The sequence below is a fragment of the Thalassospira sp. SN3W genome, from assembly GCF_038070535.1.
Taxonomy (GTDB): Bacteria; Pseudomonadota; Alphaproteobacteria; order Rhodospirillales; family Thalassospiraceae; genus Thalassospira; species Thalassospira xiamenensis.
In genome coordinates this window covers 2,352,144-2,370,529 of sequence record NZ_CP121124.1, presented here as the reverse complement: position 1 = coordinate 2,370,529, position 18,386 = coordinate 2,352,144, and the positions used below count along the sequence as shown (strand labels likewise).

Annotated in this window: 17 protein-coding genes; 8 read left to right on the top strand and 9 right to left on the bottom strand. The window is 56.2% G+C overall.

Annotated elements, in window-relative coordinates:
• Positions 1-46: 46 nt before the first annotated feature.
• The 4 genes from rlmJ to P8T57_RS10640 form a co-directional block, all read right to left on the bottom strand.
• A complete protein-coding gene (rlmJ, locus tag P8T57_RS10655; RefSeq protein ID WP_341363079.1) occupies positions 47-934 on the bottom strand; it encodes a 23S rRNA (adenine(2030)-N(6))-methyltransferase RlmJ in 888 nt (295 codons plus the stop codon).
• A 5-nt stretch (positions 935-939) separates the two neighbouring features.
• On the bottom strand, positions 940-1,656 hold the full coding sequence (locus P8T57_RS10650; RefSeq protein ID WP_341363078.1) for an rRNA large subunit pseudouridine synthase E: 717 nt from the start codon (positions 1,654-1,656) through the stop codon (positions 940-942).
• Positions 1,657-1,736: 80 nt separating this feature from the next.
• Positions 1,737-2,471 carry an SIMPL domain-containing protein gene (locus P8T57_RS10645; RefSeq protein WP_341363077.1) on the bottom strand — a complete coding sequence of 245 codons (735 nt, stop codon included), beginning with the start codon at positions 2,469-2,471 and terminating at the stop codon, positions 1,737-1,739.
• A gap of 16 nt (positions 2,472-2,487) precedes the next feature.
• Positions 2,488-2,742: a hypothetical protein gene (locus P8T57_RS10640; protein ID WP_341363076.1), complete on the bottom strand. Its 255-nt coding sequence runs from the start codon at positions 2,740-2,742 to the stop codon at positions 2,488-2,490.
• On the opposite strand from P8T57_RS10640, the gene P8T57_RS10635 reads away from it, so the two are divergent.
• Entirely contained in the window at positions 2,716-3,390 is a 675-nt protein-coding gene (locus P8T57_RS10635; protein ID WP_037990402.1) for a D-lyxose/D-mannose family sugar isomerase, read from the top strand. The genes P8T57_RS10640 and P8T57_RS10635 overlap by 27 nt on opposite strands.
• A gap of 89 nt (positions 3,391-3,479) precedes the next feature.
• Here P8T57_RS10635 and P8T57_RS10630 read toward each other — a convergent pair whose 3' ends face one another.
• Positions 3,480-4,439, bottom strand: coding sequence for a tetratricopeptide repeat protein (locus P8T57_RS10630; protein WP_037990649.1), 960 nt, complete (start codon positions 4,437-4,439; stop codon positions 3,480-3,482).
• Between the two features lie 159 nt (positions 4,440-4,598).
• Here P8T57_RS10630 and P8T57_RS10625 point away from each other — a divergent pair, with 159 nt between their 5' ends.
• From P8T57_RS10625 to P8T57_RS10610, 4 genes are all read left to right on the top strand, one after another.
• Positions 4,599-5,699, top strand: a complete 1,101-nt coding sequence (locus tag P8T57_RS10625) for a GGDEF domain-containing protein (protein WP_071239717.1) — start codon at positions 4,599-4,601, stop codon at positions 5,697-5,699.
• A 69-nt stretch (positions 5,700-5,768) separates the two neighbouring features.
• Entirely contained in the window at positions 5,769-6,953 is a 1,185-nt protein-coding gene (locus P8T57_RS10620; protein WP_341363075.1) for an NAD(P)/FAD-dependent oxidoreductase, read from the top strand.
• Positions 6,954-7,073: 120 nt separating this feature from the next.
• A complete protein-coding gene (locus P8T57_RS10615; RefSeq protein ID WP_007089234.1) occupies positions 7,074-7,256 on the top strand; it encodes a PLD nuclease N-terminal domain-containing protein in 183 nt (60 codons plus the stop codon).
• Between the two features lie 138 nt (positions 7,257-7,394).
• Positions 7,395-7,874 (top strand): GFA family protein, encoded by a 480-nt coding sequence (locus P8T57_RS10610; RefSeq protein WP_341363074.1) that lies wholly within the window; start codon positions 7,395-7,397, stop codon positions 7,872-7,874.
• On the opposite strand, the gene P8T57_RS10605 is transcribed toward P8T57_RS10610, so the two are convergent.
• Positions 7,871-9,694 (bottom strand): TRAP transporter fused permease subunit, encoded by a 1,824-nt coding sequence (locus P8T57_RS10605; RefSeq protein WP_341363073.1) that lies wholly within the window; start codon positions 9,692-9,694, stop codon positions 7,871-7,873. The two genes, P8T57_RS10610 and P8T57_RS10605, sit on opposite strands and share 4 nt — an antisense overlap.
• 21 nt (positions 9,695-9,715) lie before the next feature.
• Positions 9,716-10,678 carry a TAXI family TRAP transporter solute-binding subunit gene (locus P8T57_RS10600; protein ID WP_071239731.1) on the bottom strand — a complete coding sequence of 321 codons (963 nt, stop codon included), beginning with the start codon at positions 10,676-10,678 and terminating at the stop codon, positions 9,716-9,718.
• Positions 10,679-11,124: 446 nt separating this feature from the next.
• On the opposite strand from P8T57_RS10600, the gene P8T57_RS10595 reads away from it, so the two are divergent.
• Both P8T57_RS10595 and P8T57_RS10590 read left to right on the top strand, forming a co-directional pair.
• Positions 11,125-12,501, top strand: coding sequence for an MFS transporter (locus P8T57_RS10595; RefSeq protein ID WP_341363072.1), 1,377 nt, complete (start codon positions 11,125-11,127; stop codon positions 12,499-12,501).
• Between the two features lie 205 nt (positions 12,502-12,706).
• Positions 12,707-14,899 (top strand): malate synthase G, encoded by a 2,193-nt coding sequence (locus tag P8T57_RS10590; RefSeq protein ID WP_341363071.1) that lies wholly within the window; start codon positions 12,707-12,709, stop codon positions 14,897-14,899.
• Positions 14,900-14,991: 92 nt separating this feature from the next.
• Here P8T57_RS10590 and map read toward each other — a convergent pair whose 3' ends face one another.
• Complete coding sequence (map, locus tag P8T57_RS10585; protein WP_007089240.1) at positions 14,992-15,741, bottom strand: type I methionyl aminopeptidase; 750 nt, start codon at positions 15,739-15,741, stop codon at positions 14,992-14,994.
• A gap of 65 nt (positions 15,742-15,806) precedes the next feature.
• The gene (locus P8T57_RS10580) at positions 15,807-17,474 is read right to left on the bottom strand and encodes a GGDEF domain-containing protein (RefSeq protein WP_341363070.1); all 1,668 of its coding nucleotides are present in this window, start codon (positions 17,472-17,474) and stop codon (positions 15,807-15,809) included.
• 276 nt (positions 17,475-17,750) lie between these two features.
• Here P8T57_RS10580 and P8T57_RS10575 point away from each other — a divergent pair, with 276 nt between their 5' ends.
• Positions 17,751-18,386: a trimeric intracellular cation channel family protein gene (locus tag P8T57_RS10575; RefSeq protein ID WP_341363069.1), complete on the top strand. Its 636-nt coding sequence runs from the start codon at positions 17,751-17,753 to the stop codon at positions 18,384-18,386.

Here is an 18,386-nt window from a genome sequence, read left to right as displayed (position 1 = left end):
GTCCGCGGCCTTTTAATTTGAATCCTGCGCCGTCTCGCCCGCGGGCCTATTGCGACGGTACCAGCCAATGGGTCCGGTGCGTTGCCGGACCGGGCAGTTTGACGGCATCGCACAGCCACTGGCCGATTTCATCAAACTGCTGATCAAAGCCATAAGGCGGGTTGATGATCATAAGTCCGGTGCCGCGCATGCGCCCCTTCGCCCCGCCCTGATTGGTCGAAAGCTCCGCACAAAGCACGCCACCCTTGGCTTTGATCCGGGCAAAGTTTTCACGCAGTTCGGCATCAAATCCGGCCTCAAGGATCGGATACCACAGCATGAAGATGCCATTTTCCCACCGTTCCCAGGCACGTTTGATCGAACTCGCCGCCTTCTGATAATCCTGTTTCACGTCGTAACTGGGATCCATCAGAACCAGACCGCGCCGAATGGTCGGTGGCATCATGCCAACCAGTCCCTCATACCCATCGCGCTTGTGCAGGTGAATACGCGGATCGCGTTCAACGCTGTATTCCAGCAGGTCATATTCGCGTGGATGCAATTCCATCAGGATCATTTCATCATGATCACGCAGCAATTCGCGCATGATAAACGGCGATCCCGGATAAAACGGCCCCTTAAGGTCATCATCTTCAAACACGCCGTAATCGCGCCCCTTGGCAATCGGATCAAATGCCGCGATCTGATCAAGGAAGGGCTGCATCTGTTTGGGGGCATTTCCCTTTTGCTGGGCGGCGGCGATGCCGTTTTTCCATTCACCGGTTTTCGCCGACTGGGCACTGCCAAGATCGTACCAGCCTGACCCGGCATGGGTATCAATCACGCAGAACGGTTTTTCCTTTTTGCACAGATAATCAAGGATGATCCGCATCGCGGCATGCTTGTGAATATCGGCAAAATTGCCCGCGTGAAAGCCGTGCAGATAGCTCAGCATTGCCTTTATCCTTTGGGTGCGCGCGGCTTGCCGCCGCGTGACTGTTTATGGTTGCGCGACTTTTGCGGTCGTGCGGGCCGGAATGTGCTTTTGCCGTCACCCTCGGTGCGGGGCCGACTGTTGGCCTGCATGTTCCCGGGCAGGGGCTTGACCTGTATCGGGGCCGCTTCCGGTGCACTGACCTCGATGGCCTGCCAGTCACCGGGCGCAAGATCATCCAGCGTCCAGTCACCAATCGCATAGCGGATCAGACGCAGGGTCGGAAATCCGACAGCCGCCGTCATCCTGCGGACCTGCCGGTTGCGGCCTTCGGTAATGCTAAGCTCGATCCAGCTTGTCGGTACGGATTTGCGAAACCGCACGGGCGGATCACGCGGCCAAAGATTTTCGGGCTCCCCCATCAGGCGCGCACGCGCTGGGCGGGTCATGCCGTCTTTCAACTCAACCCCGTTACGAAGCGCGGCAAGGGCTTCCTCGGTCGGCTCGCCCTCGACCTGAACCCAATAGGTTTTCGGTTTTTTGAATTTCGGATGGGCGATCTGGGCATTAAGCGGCCCGTTATCGGTCAGCAGCAGCAACCCTTCGCTATCGCGATCCAGCCGCCCGGCGGCATAGACACCGGGCAGATCGATATAATCAGCCAACGTCGCCCGACCGTTTTCACGGTCGGTAAACTGGGTCAAAACGCCATACGGCTTGTTAAAAAGGATCAGCTGCGCCATGCGCCGCATAGAACCATTTTTGCCGTACAAGTCAACTGGGCAAGTCAACCGGGCAAGTCGACCAGTCTGGCCGAACGTGATCAATCCTCGATCAGATATTCCATGGTGGTGACAACACGCACGGTTTTATTGATCTGCTGGCTTTCCATCGTATTGGGGGCACCATCAGCCGGAAGGATCTGGAACAACCCTTGCGTTGCGCGGCGAATACCGCCCAGATGACCACCGGAATCGGTTGCGAATTGCTGCGCACTTTCACGCGCATTGGCCGTGGCCGCCGCAATCATTTCCGGTTTGATGTCATTAAGCTTGGTGAACATGAAACTCGGACCGGGGTTATAACCCTGCCCGCCCAGAACAATCCCGCCCTGAAGCAATTTTCCAATATCCTGCGTTGCCGCAACGACTGCGTCGATCTTGTCGGTGCGGACCTGGATCGTCTGACTGACGATATAACGGCTTTCAATCGGCCCGGAACGATAGGATTGCGCAAGCTGATCAGTGACCTGAAGGCTTTGCAGTTCGGTCATGTCCTTGGTGATGCCATGCGTTTCAAGAAACACCAGAAGGGCGGTTGTATCGCTTTCGATCTTGGCCTGTGCGTTTTGCAGAACATCATCGGTCGCAACATAGGTAATCGGCCACACCGCGCGATCCGCCATGACATCGCGTTCGGCCAATCCCTTGACGGTCACGAACCGGTCAAGCGACCGCATGTCGGACAATCCCTTGCCGACCAGCCATCCGGCACCGGCAATACCGGCACTGACCACAACCGCCGCAACAAATTTCGCAAATCCCGAAGAAGAAGACATGCCCGTGTTTCCTTGATTATTGTTGTTCCGCTAAACGCATAGCTTTTGTTTTGAACACCTTATCAGACGGAACAAAATCGACAAAATCAGGGCAGTCATTTTGCAGGTTTGCGAAATCGGATAACGGGCATTTGAATGCATTCAAATTGGGTCGCAATCCTTTTTCGAACATGCTAAAAGCCAGCAACGCCTGCGCATCGCGCGGCCAACCATTCAAAAACGCAAAAGCTTTACGAGGTCGTCCATGCGCCGTTCCGATATCAATGCACATATCACGCATGCCAAGGAACTGTTCGAGTCCATTTCCTTCAAACTGCCCGTCTGGGGCCACTATTCCCCGGCGCAGTGGGATGCCGAGCCTGATCTTGCGAAATGGTGCCGTGCCCATCAGATGGGCTGGGACGTAACCGATTACGGCGAAGGCGATTTCGCCCGTCGCGGCCTGATCCTGTTTTGCCTGCGCAATGGCATCCTGCGCCAGCCGGGCGAAGTCCCCTATGCCGAAAAAATCATGATTGTCGGCGAAAATCAGGAATGCCCGTGGCATTACCACAAGGTCAAAATGGAAGACATCATTGTGCGTGGCGGCGGCAATCTGGTGATCGAACTGACCAATCTGACCGAAGACGGCAAAATGGACATGGTCAATGACGTGCATGTCCGCACCGATGGCAAGCTCAATATCCTTCCGGCCGGTGGCAAGGTCGTGCTCGAACCCGGTCAAAGTGTCACCCTGCCGCGCACGCTTGTGCATCGCTTCTATGGCGAAGAAGGCAAAGGCCCGGTGATCGTTGGCGAAGTATCGCAGGTCAATGATGACCTTGCCGACAACTACTTCTTTGACTGCGACGCCCGGTTCAGCGAAATCGAAAACGATGTCGCGCCGATCCATCCGCTGTGGAATGAACTGGCCGGTTAAGATCACCGATCAACTGATATGCAAACCCCCCGGCAGTGTGGACTGCCGGGGGTTTGTTTTTGGCTTGGGGGCGTGAAATGCCCTCGACGTTATTCCGCGGGCGCAGCACTCTCGGGATTACCAAGAATTTCGGCAAATTCCCGCAAATTGCGAAGCGGCTCAAACTCAACCTCGGTCCAGGCAGGCTGACGCATCGCATCCGAAAGGGCCACCGCACGCTGCAAATCGGCAAGGGCGGCTTCCGGGTAACCCAGCCCTGCATTGGCGCACGCCCGCTGATAATAACCATTGGCATTATCCGGCGCCTCGGCCAGGAGCCGGTTACACAGGCTAAGCGCCCAGTCACGATCACCCAGCTGAAGGGCGGCATCCGCCTTATAGGCCATGACTTCCGGATCGCCCGGCGACAGTTCAAGGATCTTGTCGTAAATCTCGATCTTGGACCGCGGATTGGTCACCTTGTTCGCCTGCAGCCAGAAGGCATGAATGGTCTGGGTATTTTCGATTTCCTGCTGATGATCGTTGATCACCATGCTTTTCTGGCGCAGCTCGTCTTCAAGCGCGCTCAGACGTGTTTCAAATTCTTCGGACAGGCGGCGCAATTCCGTATCGGCAAGGTTACGCACACTTGATTTAAGTTCCCGCAACGACTGCCAGCCCAGCATGGTCAGAAGTGCACCGACGGCGGCCACAAAATAGAAGAAATAGGTCACCGTGTTCGACGAATAGGAAATCGCCTTGTCGATGGCCTCAAGCTGCCGGTTAACAACCTCGCGCAGCAATTCGGCGCGCATGCCCTGCATTTCGGTCCGCAATGCCTTTAACTCGTCAAGTACATAGCGTTCCATAAGCGGCGGCATATTGGTGCGTTCACCAGCTTCAATCGGACGAAAATCGACTGGTGGCAACGTATCGCCCGATGACGTGCCAGATGTGCCAGATGTTGCAGGGGCAGCCCCCATGCCATCCTGCGCCAGAACCGGTGATGAGACCAGAACCACCATCATCACGATGATACCGGCGACCATGCGTTCAAACCGTAACGTCATTTCCTGCTGCTTCCCTGTTTCTTTTTTATGGCTTGGTTTTGTTGGCGGGGCTTTTGTAACCCGGCTTCGGCCATGATCCAAATCAACGTTATGATTGGACTGTAACGATATATTGCCCCTGCCAAAACATACATTTTTTGGAAAGTCGCGCAGGTATCGATGATCGAATACGGCACCAGCCCGGATCGGGCACAGCAATTGTCAAACGCAGCCCTCGCTATGATGTCCGAACTGGGCGTTATCGCGCATCCGAACAATTTTACGATCTTTTTCAATTACCTGTCTGGCGAAGAACCCGATCTTACGCAGACGATTGATATCCTGCGCAGCAACAATCGCGAATTCGACGAATTGCAGTGCCGCGACCTTTTCACGCGGTTTTTTGACACCGTGAATGAACGCGAAATCGTCACCCGCATCACCGAAGATCTGCGCAATCAGTTGACATCGGTTCTGGAAACCGTGCGCAACGCGGGAATTGACACCTGTGCCTATGGCGAGGCCCTTGATCATTTCTGCGAATATATCGGGGACAAGGATTTCACCAATCTGGAACAGGCGCTTAAAACGCTGCTCGGTGCGACCCGCGACATCGAAGGCGTAAACCGCCTTCTTGAAACCCGGCTTGATAATACCTCGACTGAAATATCGAAACTGCGCCGGGACCTCGAAGACATGAAGCGCGAGGCCATGACCGACTGTCTGACCGGCATTGCCAACCGCAAGGCATTTGATCTGCGATTACGCGATTGCGCGATGCAGTCGATGGAAACCGGCAAACCGCTTAGCCTGCTTCTGATCGATATCGACCATTTCAAAACTTTCAACGATACTCACGGCCATCAGGCCGGCGATCAGGTCATTCGGCTGATGGCCCAGACCCTTCAGCAGAACGTCAAGGGCCGCGACACCGCCGCCCGTTACGGTGGGGAGGAATTTGCCGTCATCCTGCCGATGACCGGTCTTGGCTGCGCCCGCCAGTTGGCCGAACATATCCGCCACAATGTCGAAACCCGCAAGGTGGTCAGCCGCATCCGCCATGAAGAACTGGGCAAGGTCACCGTGTCAATCGGGGTCAGCACCTTTGCCTATGGCGAGCCGCTTGGCCGCTTCATCGAACGCGCCGATCAGGCGCTTTATCTGGCCAAGGCCAAAGGCCGCAACCGGGTTGCAACCGAACGCCAGATTGCAGATGCCCATCCGACGGCCCAGACACCCGATATCACAACGCCCCAGCCCAAAAAGCAGCGTTACGCCTGACAGGCACTGACAGAACACCAATTTATCCGTATAAGGCAGGTCGTTTTCCCCGAAAGATTGGCCTGCTGCGTGAAGAAGATTGATGTCCTTGTGATTGGTGCCGGTGCCGCCGGCCTTATGTGTGCAATCGAAGCCGGAAAACGCGGCCGTTCGGTTGTGATTGTCGATCATTCGGCGAAACCGGCTGAAAAAATCCGGATTTCCGGGGGCGGTCGCTGCAACTTCACCAATCTGCATGCCAGCCCGGAAAATTTCATTTCGCAAAACAAGCGTTTCTGCGTCTCGGCACTCAAACGTTACACCCAGTTTGACTTCATCGATCTGGTCAATCGCCATGACATTGCCTGGCATGAAAAAACACTGGGCCAGCTTTTCTGCGATGAATCCTCGTTCCAGATCATCGACATGCTGCTCGATGAATGTGATGCCGCCAATGTCGAGCTGCGCCTGAACACCGAAATCAGCAACATCATCCGCCGCGATGATGCCGGGTTCGATGTCACCACACGCACCGGCGCGCAATGGACCTGTCAATCCCTTGTAGTGGCTTGTGGCGGCCTTTCCATTCCCAAAATCGGCGCAACCGGCTTTGGCTATCAGATTGCCCGACAGTTTGGCATCGACATCGTTCCGACCAGGGCGGCCCTCGTGCCCCTGACCTTCGATCCGGATATGCGGGCCGATCTGGGTCAGCTTTCCGGCATTTCGGTTGATGCGATTGTCCAGTGCCACAAAAAGCAGTTCCGCGAAGGATTGCTGTTCACCCATCGCGGGCTCAGCGGCCCTTCAATCCTGCAGATTTCATCCTATTGGGATGAAGGCGATGCCATCACGGTCAATCTGAACCCCGAAGAAGACGCCTTTGATCTTCTGAAATCGGCCAAAGCCGAAAGCCCGAAACAGGCCGTGCATAATGTGCTCTCGCGTATTCTGCCAAACCGTCTGGCTCAGATGATCACCGCCCGCCACGGGCTTGATCGCCCGATTGGTGAAACCGGGGACAAGGCGCTTCGTCTGCTTGCAACCGATGTCAATCAGTGGTCGGTCATGCCGCAGGGATCCGAAGGCTATCGCACCGCCGAGGTCACGCTGGGCGGGGTCGACACCAACGCCCTGTCATCGAAAACCATGGAATGCCGCGATGCCCCCGGCCTTTATTTCATCGGTGAAGTCGTCGATGTTACCGGCCATCTTGGCGGGTTCAATTTCCAGTGGGCCTGGTCATCGGGCTGGTCGGCCGGACAAGTCGTCTAGGTAATTTCGCCATTTGGTCGCAAAATACCCTGCGGGAACAACTTCCCATCCAAGCCGTTTGACTTTCAAGAACAGCCGACAGCTTTCCTGTCTGCTGACACAGAAAAATGAGGTTGGGTTATGGAATATGGTGGAATTCTCGGTCTGATCATTCTGATTGCCGATATCTGGGCGATCATCAATGTCATGGGCAGCGGTGCCAGCACCGGTTCAAAAATCATCTGGACGATTCTGATCCTCGTGTTGCCGGTTCTCGGCCTGATCATCTGGCTGTTTGCCGGTCCGCGTAGCGGACGCGCTTAACGCAGAAATCACTAACAGCACCCAATAGCCGCCAGGGACAAAGCACCCTAGCGAAGAACCTGTTGGCATTCCGGTCAGGCACGCATTAATTTGCATGCCTGACCTTTTTTGTGCGCAATTACAACCGGGTGCCAGTCGATGGACAAGATTTCCTATCCCGTCACAGGATCCTGCCGTTGCGGGAAACTTGAAATCGCGCTGGCAGCACCCCCGGTCCTGACCGCAGCCTGCCATTGTCGTGGTTGCCAGAAAATGAGCTCAAGCGCCTTTTCGCTGACCGCGATGTGCAAATCAGACAGCTTTCGGGTCCTGTCCGGGACACCGGTGAAAGGCGGCGCTCAAGGCCCCGAACTGGATCATTTTTTCTGCCCGGACTGCAAGACATGGATGTTTACCCGAATCACCGGCATGGATGATTTTGTCAATGTCCGCCCGACCCTGTTTGATCAGAAGTCCCTTGCCACACCCTTCATCGAAACCATGACATCTGAAAAACTGCCATGGGTCAGCATCCCGGCACAGCACAGCTTCACGGGCTTCCCGGATGTCGATGATTTCATGAAGCTGCTTGATGATTTCAGTCAGACGCAGGACCAACAGGGAAGCCGCCGGGGTTAAACCCCGGCAACAAAAATGACAAGCCCACCCAGAACACCCGATGCGATGCGGACCAGAACCGGGCGCGGCGATATCAAGCCATAGGAAATCGCCGTCAGACCAACCGCAACCTTAAGCCCGGCAACCAACGCCCAAACCGGATTGGCCGCAAGATCAATCAATGACCCGTTTGCCACCATCGCCAGTGGCACGATGTAAAGCCCGACGCCAAGCGCCATTGCCGTTCCGGCCACCTTCAGCCAGTTTTCCTCGACCATGCCCGCGGCAATGAACACCGCACCGCAAACCGGCGGGGTAATCGTCGACAGCAGGGCAAACCAGAACACGAAAAGATGCGCCTGCAACGGATCAAGCCCAAGCTCGGTCAGGGCGGGTCCGGCCACCGAAACACAGATCACATAGGCCGCCGTGGTCGGCACTTCCATGCCAAGGATCAGACACGCCACCGCCGTCAGCAGCAAGGCCGGCCAAAGCATCCCGCCCGATCCCGACAGCAGAAGCGACGTGATCTTCACGCCAAGCCCGGTCAGACCCAAAACACCGATAACGATGGACGCGCACAAAATGATCGCAGCAATCATCGATACCTGCCGCCCGGCGCTCAGGCAGACCTCGGTAAATCTTTCGCCCGTCCGTTTCAGACTGAATTGCAGATTGCCATCTAAAAACAGCAGGGCCGCACCGGCAATCATCGCAAGGCAGGCGGCATATTGCGGCGTATAGCCACCGCCAAACATGCCCCAAAGCAATATGGCAAACGGCACAAGGAAAAACGCCGACGTCACAATCACAGCACGGGTATCAGGCCGGTCTTTTTCCGGCACACCGGGCAAATCATAGCGAAGCGCAAAGGCATTGATCCCGACCCACACCGCCAGAAAATAAAGGATTGCCGGCAAAATGGCCGCAACCATGATCTCGACATAGGGCCGCCCGGTCAGCTCGACCATGACAAAGGCCCCGGCCCCCATCAAGGGCGGCATGATCTGCCCGCCCGACGATGCCACCGCCTCGACCGCAGCGGCCAGTTTTTTCGGATAGCCAAGCTTGGTCATCGCCGGAAGGGTAATCGCCCCGGTGGACGCCACATTGGCCGACGCAGACCCGGAAATGGAGCCAAACAACGCCGACGAAATCACCGAAACCTTGGCCGCGCCACCACGCAGCCGCCCCGCAGCCGCACCGGCAACATTCATGAAGCCCTGCCCGGCTTCGCCGCCATTCAGGATCGCGCCAAAGATGACAAAGATCGCAACGATGCTGACCGAAACCCCGGTCAGGCTTCCCCAAAGGCCGCCTTCGGCAATGGTTAGCGTACCCAGCATGCTTTCAATCGGAAGCCCGCCATGGCCGAATTCACCGGGAATATATTCGCCAAAGAACCCATAAAGCAGCGCAATCGCCGCCACACTCGGCAAAGGCCATCCGATGGCGCGCCGTGCCATTTCAAGAACAATGCCCAGCAGGGCAAATGATATGGCAATTTGCAGATTCCCGACCAGGAACCCGTATTGATCACCCAGCATGCCGTGATTGAACGCCACCCACAAACACGCTGCAAGCCCGATCACGGTCAGGATCAGACCGCTGATTTTCTGCCACGGTGTTTTGGCAACAAACACCAATGCCCAAGGCAGCGCCAAAGCCATATGCAACGGCCGACTGACCAGATTGGGAACCAGCCCCGAAAAAATCAGCCAGAGATGAAAAAAGATGGATACCGCGCCAAGCGCAATCCAGAAAGGGCGGGAAACAGCAGACATCGTAATCCTGATACGTCCGATAAAGAACGGCCCGGCTGTGGCGGCCGGGCCTGTCATCACATTATTGCCAATCGGCGATCAATTCTGATCGTCGCGAACCGGGAAACCGGCTTCGGCGTAAAAACGAAGCGCGCCGGGGTGAATTTTACCCTTGATATTGGCCAGCATTTCCTGGGTCACACCTTTCCACCATGACGCGTTCGAGCTCATGGCGGATTTCTGGCCCCAGTAAGTTTTGGTCAGCTGATAGGCGGTTTCATCATCCATCTCGGTCGTGGCATAGGCAACCACCGACAGGGAAGACGTGCGGATATCATCCTTCTGACCGTTATAGGTCCCGGCCGGGATCACCGTCAGATCGCGCTTTGTCATCGCAAGCTGGTCATCGGAAAGCGACAGGATATTGACATCCGTGCCCGCCGCGGCCTCGATCACGTTCGGCGCGGGCCAGGAACCGGCAGTGACAAAACCGTCAATCTGACCGTTTTTAAGGGCAGCAACCGCGTTGGACAGCTCCGCTTCTGACAGTGTCACCTTATCTTTAAGCCCGAACAGATCGAGGTATTTTTCACCCTCATTCGCACCAAACGACCCCTTGCCAAGCAGAATGGTTTTCCCTTCAAGTCCGGCAAAGTCGGTCACACCGGCATCGGCACGCATCACGAAATGCATGGTCAGCGACGGGATCGGGAACAGGGCCCGGACTTCATTGAATTTTTCGGTCGGACGCCCTTCAAACGCCCCCTTCCCTGCCTGGGCAAGGCCAACAAGTGCGGGCGGGCTTGTGAAAAGATAATTGCCCGGGCGAACCGATGCTTCCATCACGTTCTGGACCGATCCCTGGCTTTCCTCGACCGTGACGATGATTTCGCCGTCCGTGCCGGTCTTGATCGCTTCTGCGAACTGGGCTGCCATCTGATAATAGGATGATGCCGCCTTGGCCGATTTGAAAGTGACGCGGGTTTCTGCCTGGGCGGCACTTACGGCCGACAGGGCAACAATACCGGTCGCGATTGCGCCGATTGTACGAAGAATGTTCAAGGTTTCCTCCCCTTGCAGAACCCGGGCACCGGTCGGTTTGCAAATACCGAACTTGGGTGCGGATCGGGCCAATAGTGGCGATCAACGCAAAAATCCGTCTTTACGGCAACGGATTTTGGCAAATTGCTTCCAATTCCAAGTCATAGAGCGCATCAAAGGGCCGAAGGTCAAGCCGGTTATTCGCTCAGCCCACCCTTTACCGGTTTCAACCTTATCGCACTTTTAACATGGCAGTTGCGCAAAACCGGTACTGTTCGCGGCAGGGCTTCGACTTTAATTCAATGCTTGAAATTCTGCGGAACATCTTATGCGCCGTAACGTTCGATCCGTCACATGTCCCGCAAGGCTGACAAAACCTTTCAGAACAGCACCTTGTAAAGATTGACAGGGTTCCCGACCTTCGCGCAGGGTAGACCCTGCCGCGACTTTACCACCAGAGGATAGCAATGCCCCGTTCGCCGGTCGCACTGATCATCGCATTATCTGCGACATTGTTTGCAGCCTTCACCCTCAATACCGGGGCGTCGCTGCAATCCTCGCTGCTGGCGTTGCGCGCCTCGTCGGAGGGATTTGCCCCGATCTATACCGGCATCATCATGGCATCCTATTATGCCGGGTTTATCGGCGGGATCATCTGGGGGGCCGGGCTTGTCAACCGGGTCGGCCATATCAGAACCTTTGCGGCACTGGCATCGACCGGGTCGGCGATTACACTTTTGCATGCGGTTTTTGTCGATCCGATTACGTGGTCGCTGTTCCGTGCCATGACGGGCCTGTGCATTTCGGCCCTGTATCTGGTGATTGAAAGCTGGCTGAACGAACAGGTCGACAATACATCGCGCGGCGGCATGATTGCCGCCTACATGACCGTGTCGCTGGCGGGTCTTGCCATCGGGCAGCTGTTGCTGAACGTGTCACCGATTGGCAGTTTCGAACTGTTTACCGTGGCATCGGTCCTTTTGTCGCTGTCTCTGGTGCCGATTGCACTCACCCGGCAGCCCCCGCCCGCCGCGGTCAGTGGCGCACGCATGAAATTCCGCCAGCTATACGCCATTTCGCCGCTCGGCTTTGTCGCCGCCGCCGGCAGTGGCGTTCTGTCCGGTGCGATTTATGGCGTCGGTCCGATCTTTGCCTCCGACCTTGGATTGGCAACCAATGAGGTCGCCAACTTCATGGCCTTCGTCATTCTGGGCGGCATGATCATGCAATGGCCGATTGGCCGCCTGTCCGACATTGTCCCGCGCCAGTATGTCATGATCGCCGTGCTGATCGGGCTTGCCATCTGCGGGCTGTTCCCGCTTGTCGCGCCGGAAGTCGTGCGCGCCAATCTTACTGTGTGGGGCGCGATCATCGGCATCTTTATCATGCCGGTTTATGGCCTGTCGGTCGCCTATGTGAATGACTATCTGCAACCGGACCAGATCGTTTCCGCATCCGGTGGCCTCTTGATCATTTATGGCGGGTCTGCTGCCACCGGGCCGATCATCGGGTCGCTTGCCATTGGTCATTTTGGTCCGTGGGGCATGCCGGTTCTGTTTGCGATTGTCGGCGTGCTGGTGGCAAGCTTTGCCATCTATCGTGCCGGTTTCGGTCGCCGCATCACGATCAAGGAACAGGGTCAGTTTGTCGCCGTTCCGCGCACCACGCCCATGGCACTTGAAATGTCGCCCATCACCGATGACATCGTCGAGGAAGAAGACGGAAGTGCGTCACATGCCGCCGACCGACCGGACGATATCGGCCATCCCGCGACAGATGACACTGCTGATCAGGCGGGTTCTGCCCCGGATCAAGGCCCAAATCAACACAGACACAATCCTTAACACCCCGTCTTTGGGCAAAATATAGCGGCATATAACGGCAATAATCACCCGCCGGGTGTCGGTATCGTTTCCACAATACGGAAAACATCCCACGAAAGTGAAACCGGCTGTGGACCCTGCCCGCTTCCAGCCCATATGTTGTGACAAAGATATGCATCGGTCACATCGGGCCGTGCAGAAGACTTCAAGCCTGTCGAGAGGAAACATGACCCAACGTATCACCAAAGGCGGCCTTCAGATCGCAACCGTTCTGCATGATCTGGTTGCCAACGAAATCACCCCGGGCACCGGTGTCTCCTCCGACCAGTTCTGGGCATCGTTCGAAAAGCTCGTGAACGAACTTGGCCCGCGCAACCGTTCGCTGCTGGCAAAGCGCGACGAGTTGCAGGCCAAAATCGACGAATGGCACCTGTCTCGGCAGGATCAGGCCCGCGACCCGCTGGCCTACAAGGAATTCCTCAAGGAAATCGGCTATCTTCTGCCCGAAGGCGACGATTTCTATATTTCGACCACCAATGTTGACCCGGAAATCGCCCGTGTTGCCGGCCCGCAGCTGGTCGTGCCGGTGATGAATGCGCGCTATGCCCTTAATGCCGCCAATGCCCGCTGGGGCAGCCTTTATGACGCGCTTTATGGCACCGATGTCATTGACGATGCCGATGGCAAGGAAAAGACCAAGGGCTTCAATGCCAAGCGCGGCGCGGCTGTCGTTGCCTATGCCGCAAAATTCCTTGATCAGGCGGTGCCGCTGGCCAATGGCAAACATGCAGATGTCGCCAAATACGAAGTCCGCGAAGACGGTTCTGGCTGGTGGACATTGGTGGTGACCCTGTCAGACGGCAGCGAAACATCGCTGGCACAGCCATCGCAATTCATCGGCTACAACGAAAAAGACGGTGCGCTTTCCGAAGTTCTTCTGCGCAATCATGGCCTGCATCTGGAAATCCGCATTGATCCCACGCACCCGATTGGCAAAACCCATGCGGCCGGTGTCTGCGATGTGATCATGGAATCCGCCCTGACCACCATTCAGGATTGCGAGGATTCGGTTGCCGCCGTTGATGCCGAAGACAAGGTTGCGGTGTATCGCAACTGGCTTGGCCTGATGAAAGGCACGCTGGAAGAAAGCTTTGAAAAGGGCGGCAAAACCGTTACCCGCCGCCTCAACCCGGATCGTTCCTATCAGGGGTTTGATGGCCACAATGTTGTCCTGCCGGGGCGCAGTCTGATGCTGGTGCGCAATGTTGGCCACCTGATGACAAGCGACGCGGTGCTTGACGCCAATGGCAACGAAGTCCCCGAAGGCTTCCTTGATGCGATGTTTACCAGCCTGATCGCCAAACACGACATTGACGGCAACAGCAGCGTTTCAAACTCGCGCCATGGCAGCGTCTATATCGTGAAGCCGAAAATGCACGGGCCCGAAGAAGTCGCCCTGACCAATGATCTGTTTGCCTTTGTCGAACGTGAAATCGGCCTGCCGGAAAATACCCTTAAGGTCGGCATCATGGACGAGGAACGCCGCACGACGGTGAACCTCAAGGAATGCATCCGTGCTGCCCAGGACCGTGTAGTTTTCATCAATACCGGGTTCCTTGACCGCACCGGCGATGAAATCCACACCAGCATGGAAGCCGGCCCGGTCGTTCGCAAGGAAGCGATGAAAGACCAGTACTGGATTTCGGCCTATGAAAACTGGAATGTCGATGTCGGCCTTGAATGCGGCATGAAGGGCATCGCCCAGATTGGCAAGGGCATGTGGGCCAAACCGGATCGCATGGCCGAAATGATGACCGCCAAAATCGGCCATCCCAAAGCCGGGGCCAACTGCGCATGGGTTCCATCCCCCACTGCGGCCACCCTGCATGCCATGCATTACCATCAGGTCGATGTCCGTGCCGTACAGGACGAAGTTGGCAAACGCGAACGCGCCAGCCTCGATGATATCCTCTCGATCCCGCGTCTTGGCGACATCAACCCGATGCCAAGCGAAATCCAGGAAGAACTTGATAACAACGCCCAAGGCATTCTTGGCTATGTTGTCCGCTGGATCGATGCCGGGGTTGGCTGCTCCAAAGTGCCCGATATCAACAATGTCGGCCTGATGGAAGACCGCGCCACATTGCGCATTTCCAGCCAGCATATCGCCAACTGGCTCCATCACGGGCTTTGCACCAAGGATCAGGTGATGGAAACCATGAAACGCATGGCCGCCGTCGTCGACAAACAGAACGAAGGCGACCCGGAATATCGCAACATGGCACCGAACTTTGATGACAGTGTTGCCTTTGCTGCCGCCTGTGATCTGGTGTTCAAGGGCCGCGAACAGCCAAACGGCTATACCGAACCGGTCCTGCACGCGCGTCGCCGCGAAGCCAAGGCAAAATACGGCGCATAACTGCCATCAATACCGCACTAAAAAGGCCGCCCGACATGTTCCGGGCGGCCTTTTTCATATCCATCATGCAGCGCAATATAAACCGGTCGGGTTTATCCGGCCAATGTCATGATTTCATAGCCATTCTGGGTTACCACCAGCGTATGTTCGTATTGTACGGTCGGTGCACCGGTATCGGCATAGAGCGTCCAGCCATCATCCCCGTCAAGCGCCCAATTCGACCCCCGCGACAGGAACGGTTCGATGGTGATGACCTGACCTTTTTTCAGCGACCGGCGTTCGCGCGGATCATCCCATGTCGGGATGGTTTCCGGTGCTTCGTGCAATGATTTGCCGATCCCGTGACTGGCCAGATTTTTAATCAGGCTGTAACCGCCCTTTCGGGCAAAATTTTCGATCCGAAGACCGATTTCACGGATCGGTGCCTTGTCACGCACAACCTTGATCCCCGCCCACATTGCCTTTTTGCCATCATCGCACAGCTTCACGATTTCAGGGCGCGGCGTTCCGACGATAAAGCTGGCACCGGTATCGGAAAAATAGCCGTCAAGCGACGCCGACACATCGATATTCACAAGATCGCCATCGGCCAGAACCCGATCACCGGGAATACCGTGTGCGACTTCCTCATTCACACTGATGCAGGTCGCACCGGGAAAATCATATTCGCTTTCGGGTGCGGAAACCGCCCCGGCATCCTCAAGGACCTTGCGGCCAATGGCATCAAGTTCGGCCGTGGTCATTCCGGCAACGGCCGCAGCCCCCATCACGTCGCGCGCACGCGCACAGATGCGTCCAATACGGCGCAGATGTTCAAGTTCGGTTTCTGATGAAATGGTCATGGATTGCTTAATGCTTAGCAATCACCACCAAGTCAAGCCATTGGATGGTCATATCTGACCCGATTTCAGGCGCGTGAGCCGGAATTCTGCGCGCGGTTTTCATCGCCATGAATGACATAGCGATGCTTGCCCTTGCTTTTGGCCACATAAAGCGCCTGATCGGCCTGCTCCAGCAGCGTCTCCGGGCGGGTGGCATGATCGGGATAAACAGCAATACCGATGCTGATATTGATCGATATCCGGTTTCCGCCGGTAATGAACGGCATCAGAATGTCATTAAGGATTCTTTCGGCCAATGCACCTATTTCGGTCACACCGTTTTCGCCAAGATGCGAAACAATGACCATCTCGTCTCCGCCGGTGCGGGCAACCAGATCCCCACCGCGCACACAGCGACGCAGCCGACGGGCAACTTCACATAGCACCTCGTCCCCTGCCGCATGCCCCAGCCGGTCATTGATCGGTTTGAAATCGTCCAGATCAAGAACAAGAACGCCAAGCTGACTGCGCTGGCGGTTGGCCTGCGCCAGCGCATGTTCGAAATAAACATCCAGTGCCAGACGGTTGCCAAGCCCGGTCAGGGGATCATGATGCGCAATATGCTTCATCTCGCCAAGGGCGTTGTCCTTCTCGGTCAGTTTGACGACCAGACTGTTCAGGCTGCTTGAAAGCGTGCGGATTTCGCGCGCCCCTGCAACCTGTGGCAGGTTTTCGATCTCACCACGTTTAAGCTCCCCGGCGGCATTCGCGATCCTGACCAGCGGGCCGACGATGAAACCAGCCCCCCACCAGGCAATGATGCTAAACAGCACCGCAAGACCAAGGCCCAGCGCCAGAATATCGGAACGCAAATCGTTGACCGGCATCAATGCCGAGGTTACCGGCTGGCGCACAAGCACAGTCCAGCCAAGCCCGGCATAATCAAGGTGGCCATCGGCCGGTGCCGCCCCCGTAAGATAGTCATTGCCATCGGGCCAGCGGGCAATCTGCCAGCCCGCATTCGGCGTGTCATTTGCACTTTTCAGATCAAGATCAAGCTTCTGGCCCGCCCTTTCAAAATCCGGCGCAAGCAGGATCGTGCCATTGGCACTGATGACAAAGATATCAACGCTCCGATGCAGACCCTGGCCTGCGAACAGATTGCGCCTTACCGTATTCGCCCATTCCCAGCTCAGATGCGTTGCCAGAACCCCATTGAAGTTACCGGCATCGTTTAGCAACGGAACGGCAATATCAACAAACTGGATCGGCTCGCCGGTCGGGCTCGGGAATTTCTCGGCCAGCAGTTTGGCGTCATGGACATCGCCAATGAACATCTCCTTGCGGCCAAACTCAAAAACCGGCCGTGCCGAAGCATCCGTGCCGACCAGAATATCCCCCGTAGCGGCAACAACGGTGCCATCCGCATCCAGCACGCCGATCCATGTGAAAATTGGCAATTCATGCTGCAACCGGTTGATCAGTTCGCTGGCCTGATCAATGTCATTCAGGTTTCGGATCGCGCGCAAGGTACTAAGAACCGCGACTTCACCGCGATGGGTCCACATCGTGCGATCAAGCTCGTCTGCCATTTGCAGGGCAACATCGGCCACACCAGTGCCGATCTGCCTTGTCAGAACGTCGGCCGACCTTTGACCAACGACATAGCTCATGATGCCGGCAAGCGCCGCAACAAGCACAGCAGTGACCAGCGCGATCTGGATACGGATACCCACCTGCGAAAAGCTTTTCACAGTCAATCCTCTCACTTCCCTACGGGCAGCCTTATTTGCGATTGCCCTATTTATATGCCGTCATTTTTAATACATGCGGCTTATCGTGTGCTGCATATAAGACCGCGCTCTCGGCTTTTTAAGACGAACGGGGAAAACATTTTCCAAAGCCATCTTACGTTTGGCATGATGGCACCAAACATACTGAAAAATCGGTGATACTGAAATTCTATGCCATCCGGCAAGTCAGATCGATCCGATAAGACTGAATATCTGAAACGGTGTTGAAGCGACATTATGACAATTACCCAGATTATTTATTGGCTCGAACTGACCGGCGTTGCCGTTTTTGCCGTGACCGGCGCGCTGGAAGCATCGCGGCGCCAGATGGATATTGTCGGCTTCGTTTTGATCGCGACCTTTACTGGCATCGGCGGCGGCACGGTACGCGACGTGATCACTGGCGCGACGCCGGTTTTCTGGATCAGGGACCCGGCCTGGGTCATTACCTGTATCGGCAGTGCCGTCTTCACCTATTTCACCGCCCATCTGGTTGAACGGCGTTATGTCGCGCTGATCTGGCTTGATGCTCTCGGGCTTGCGATGTTTGGCGTGACGGGGGCGGCTATCGGCCTTAACCTTGGCGTATCGCCATTGGTTGCCATCATCCTTGGCACCATCACGGCAACATTTGGCGGCATGGTCCGTGATGTGGTGTGTAACGAAATCCCGCTGATCCTGCGCCCGGAAATTTACATCACCTGCGCGCTTCTCGGCGCATCAATCTATGTGATCGGCACCGATATTCTGTCGCTTCCCCGTGCCCCGGTCGCCCTGATCGCGTTCCTGTGCTCCTTCGCCCTGCGCGCAAGTGCCATATGGTTTAAACTGAGCTTCCCGGTCTATAAGGCCCGTCCGGGGCGGGAATACTGA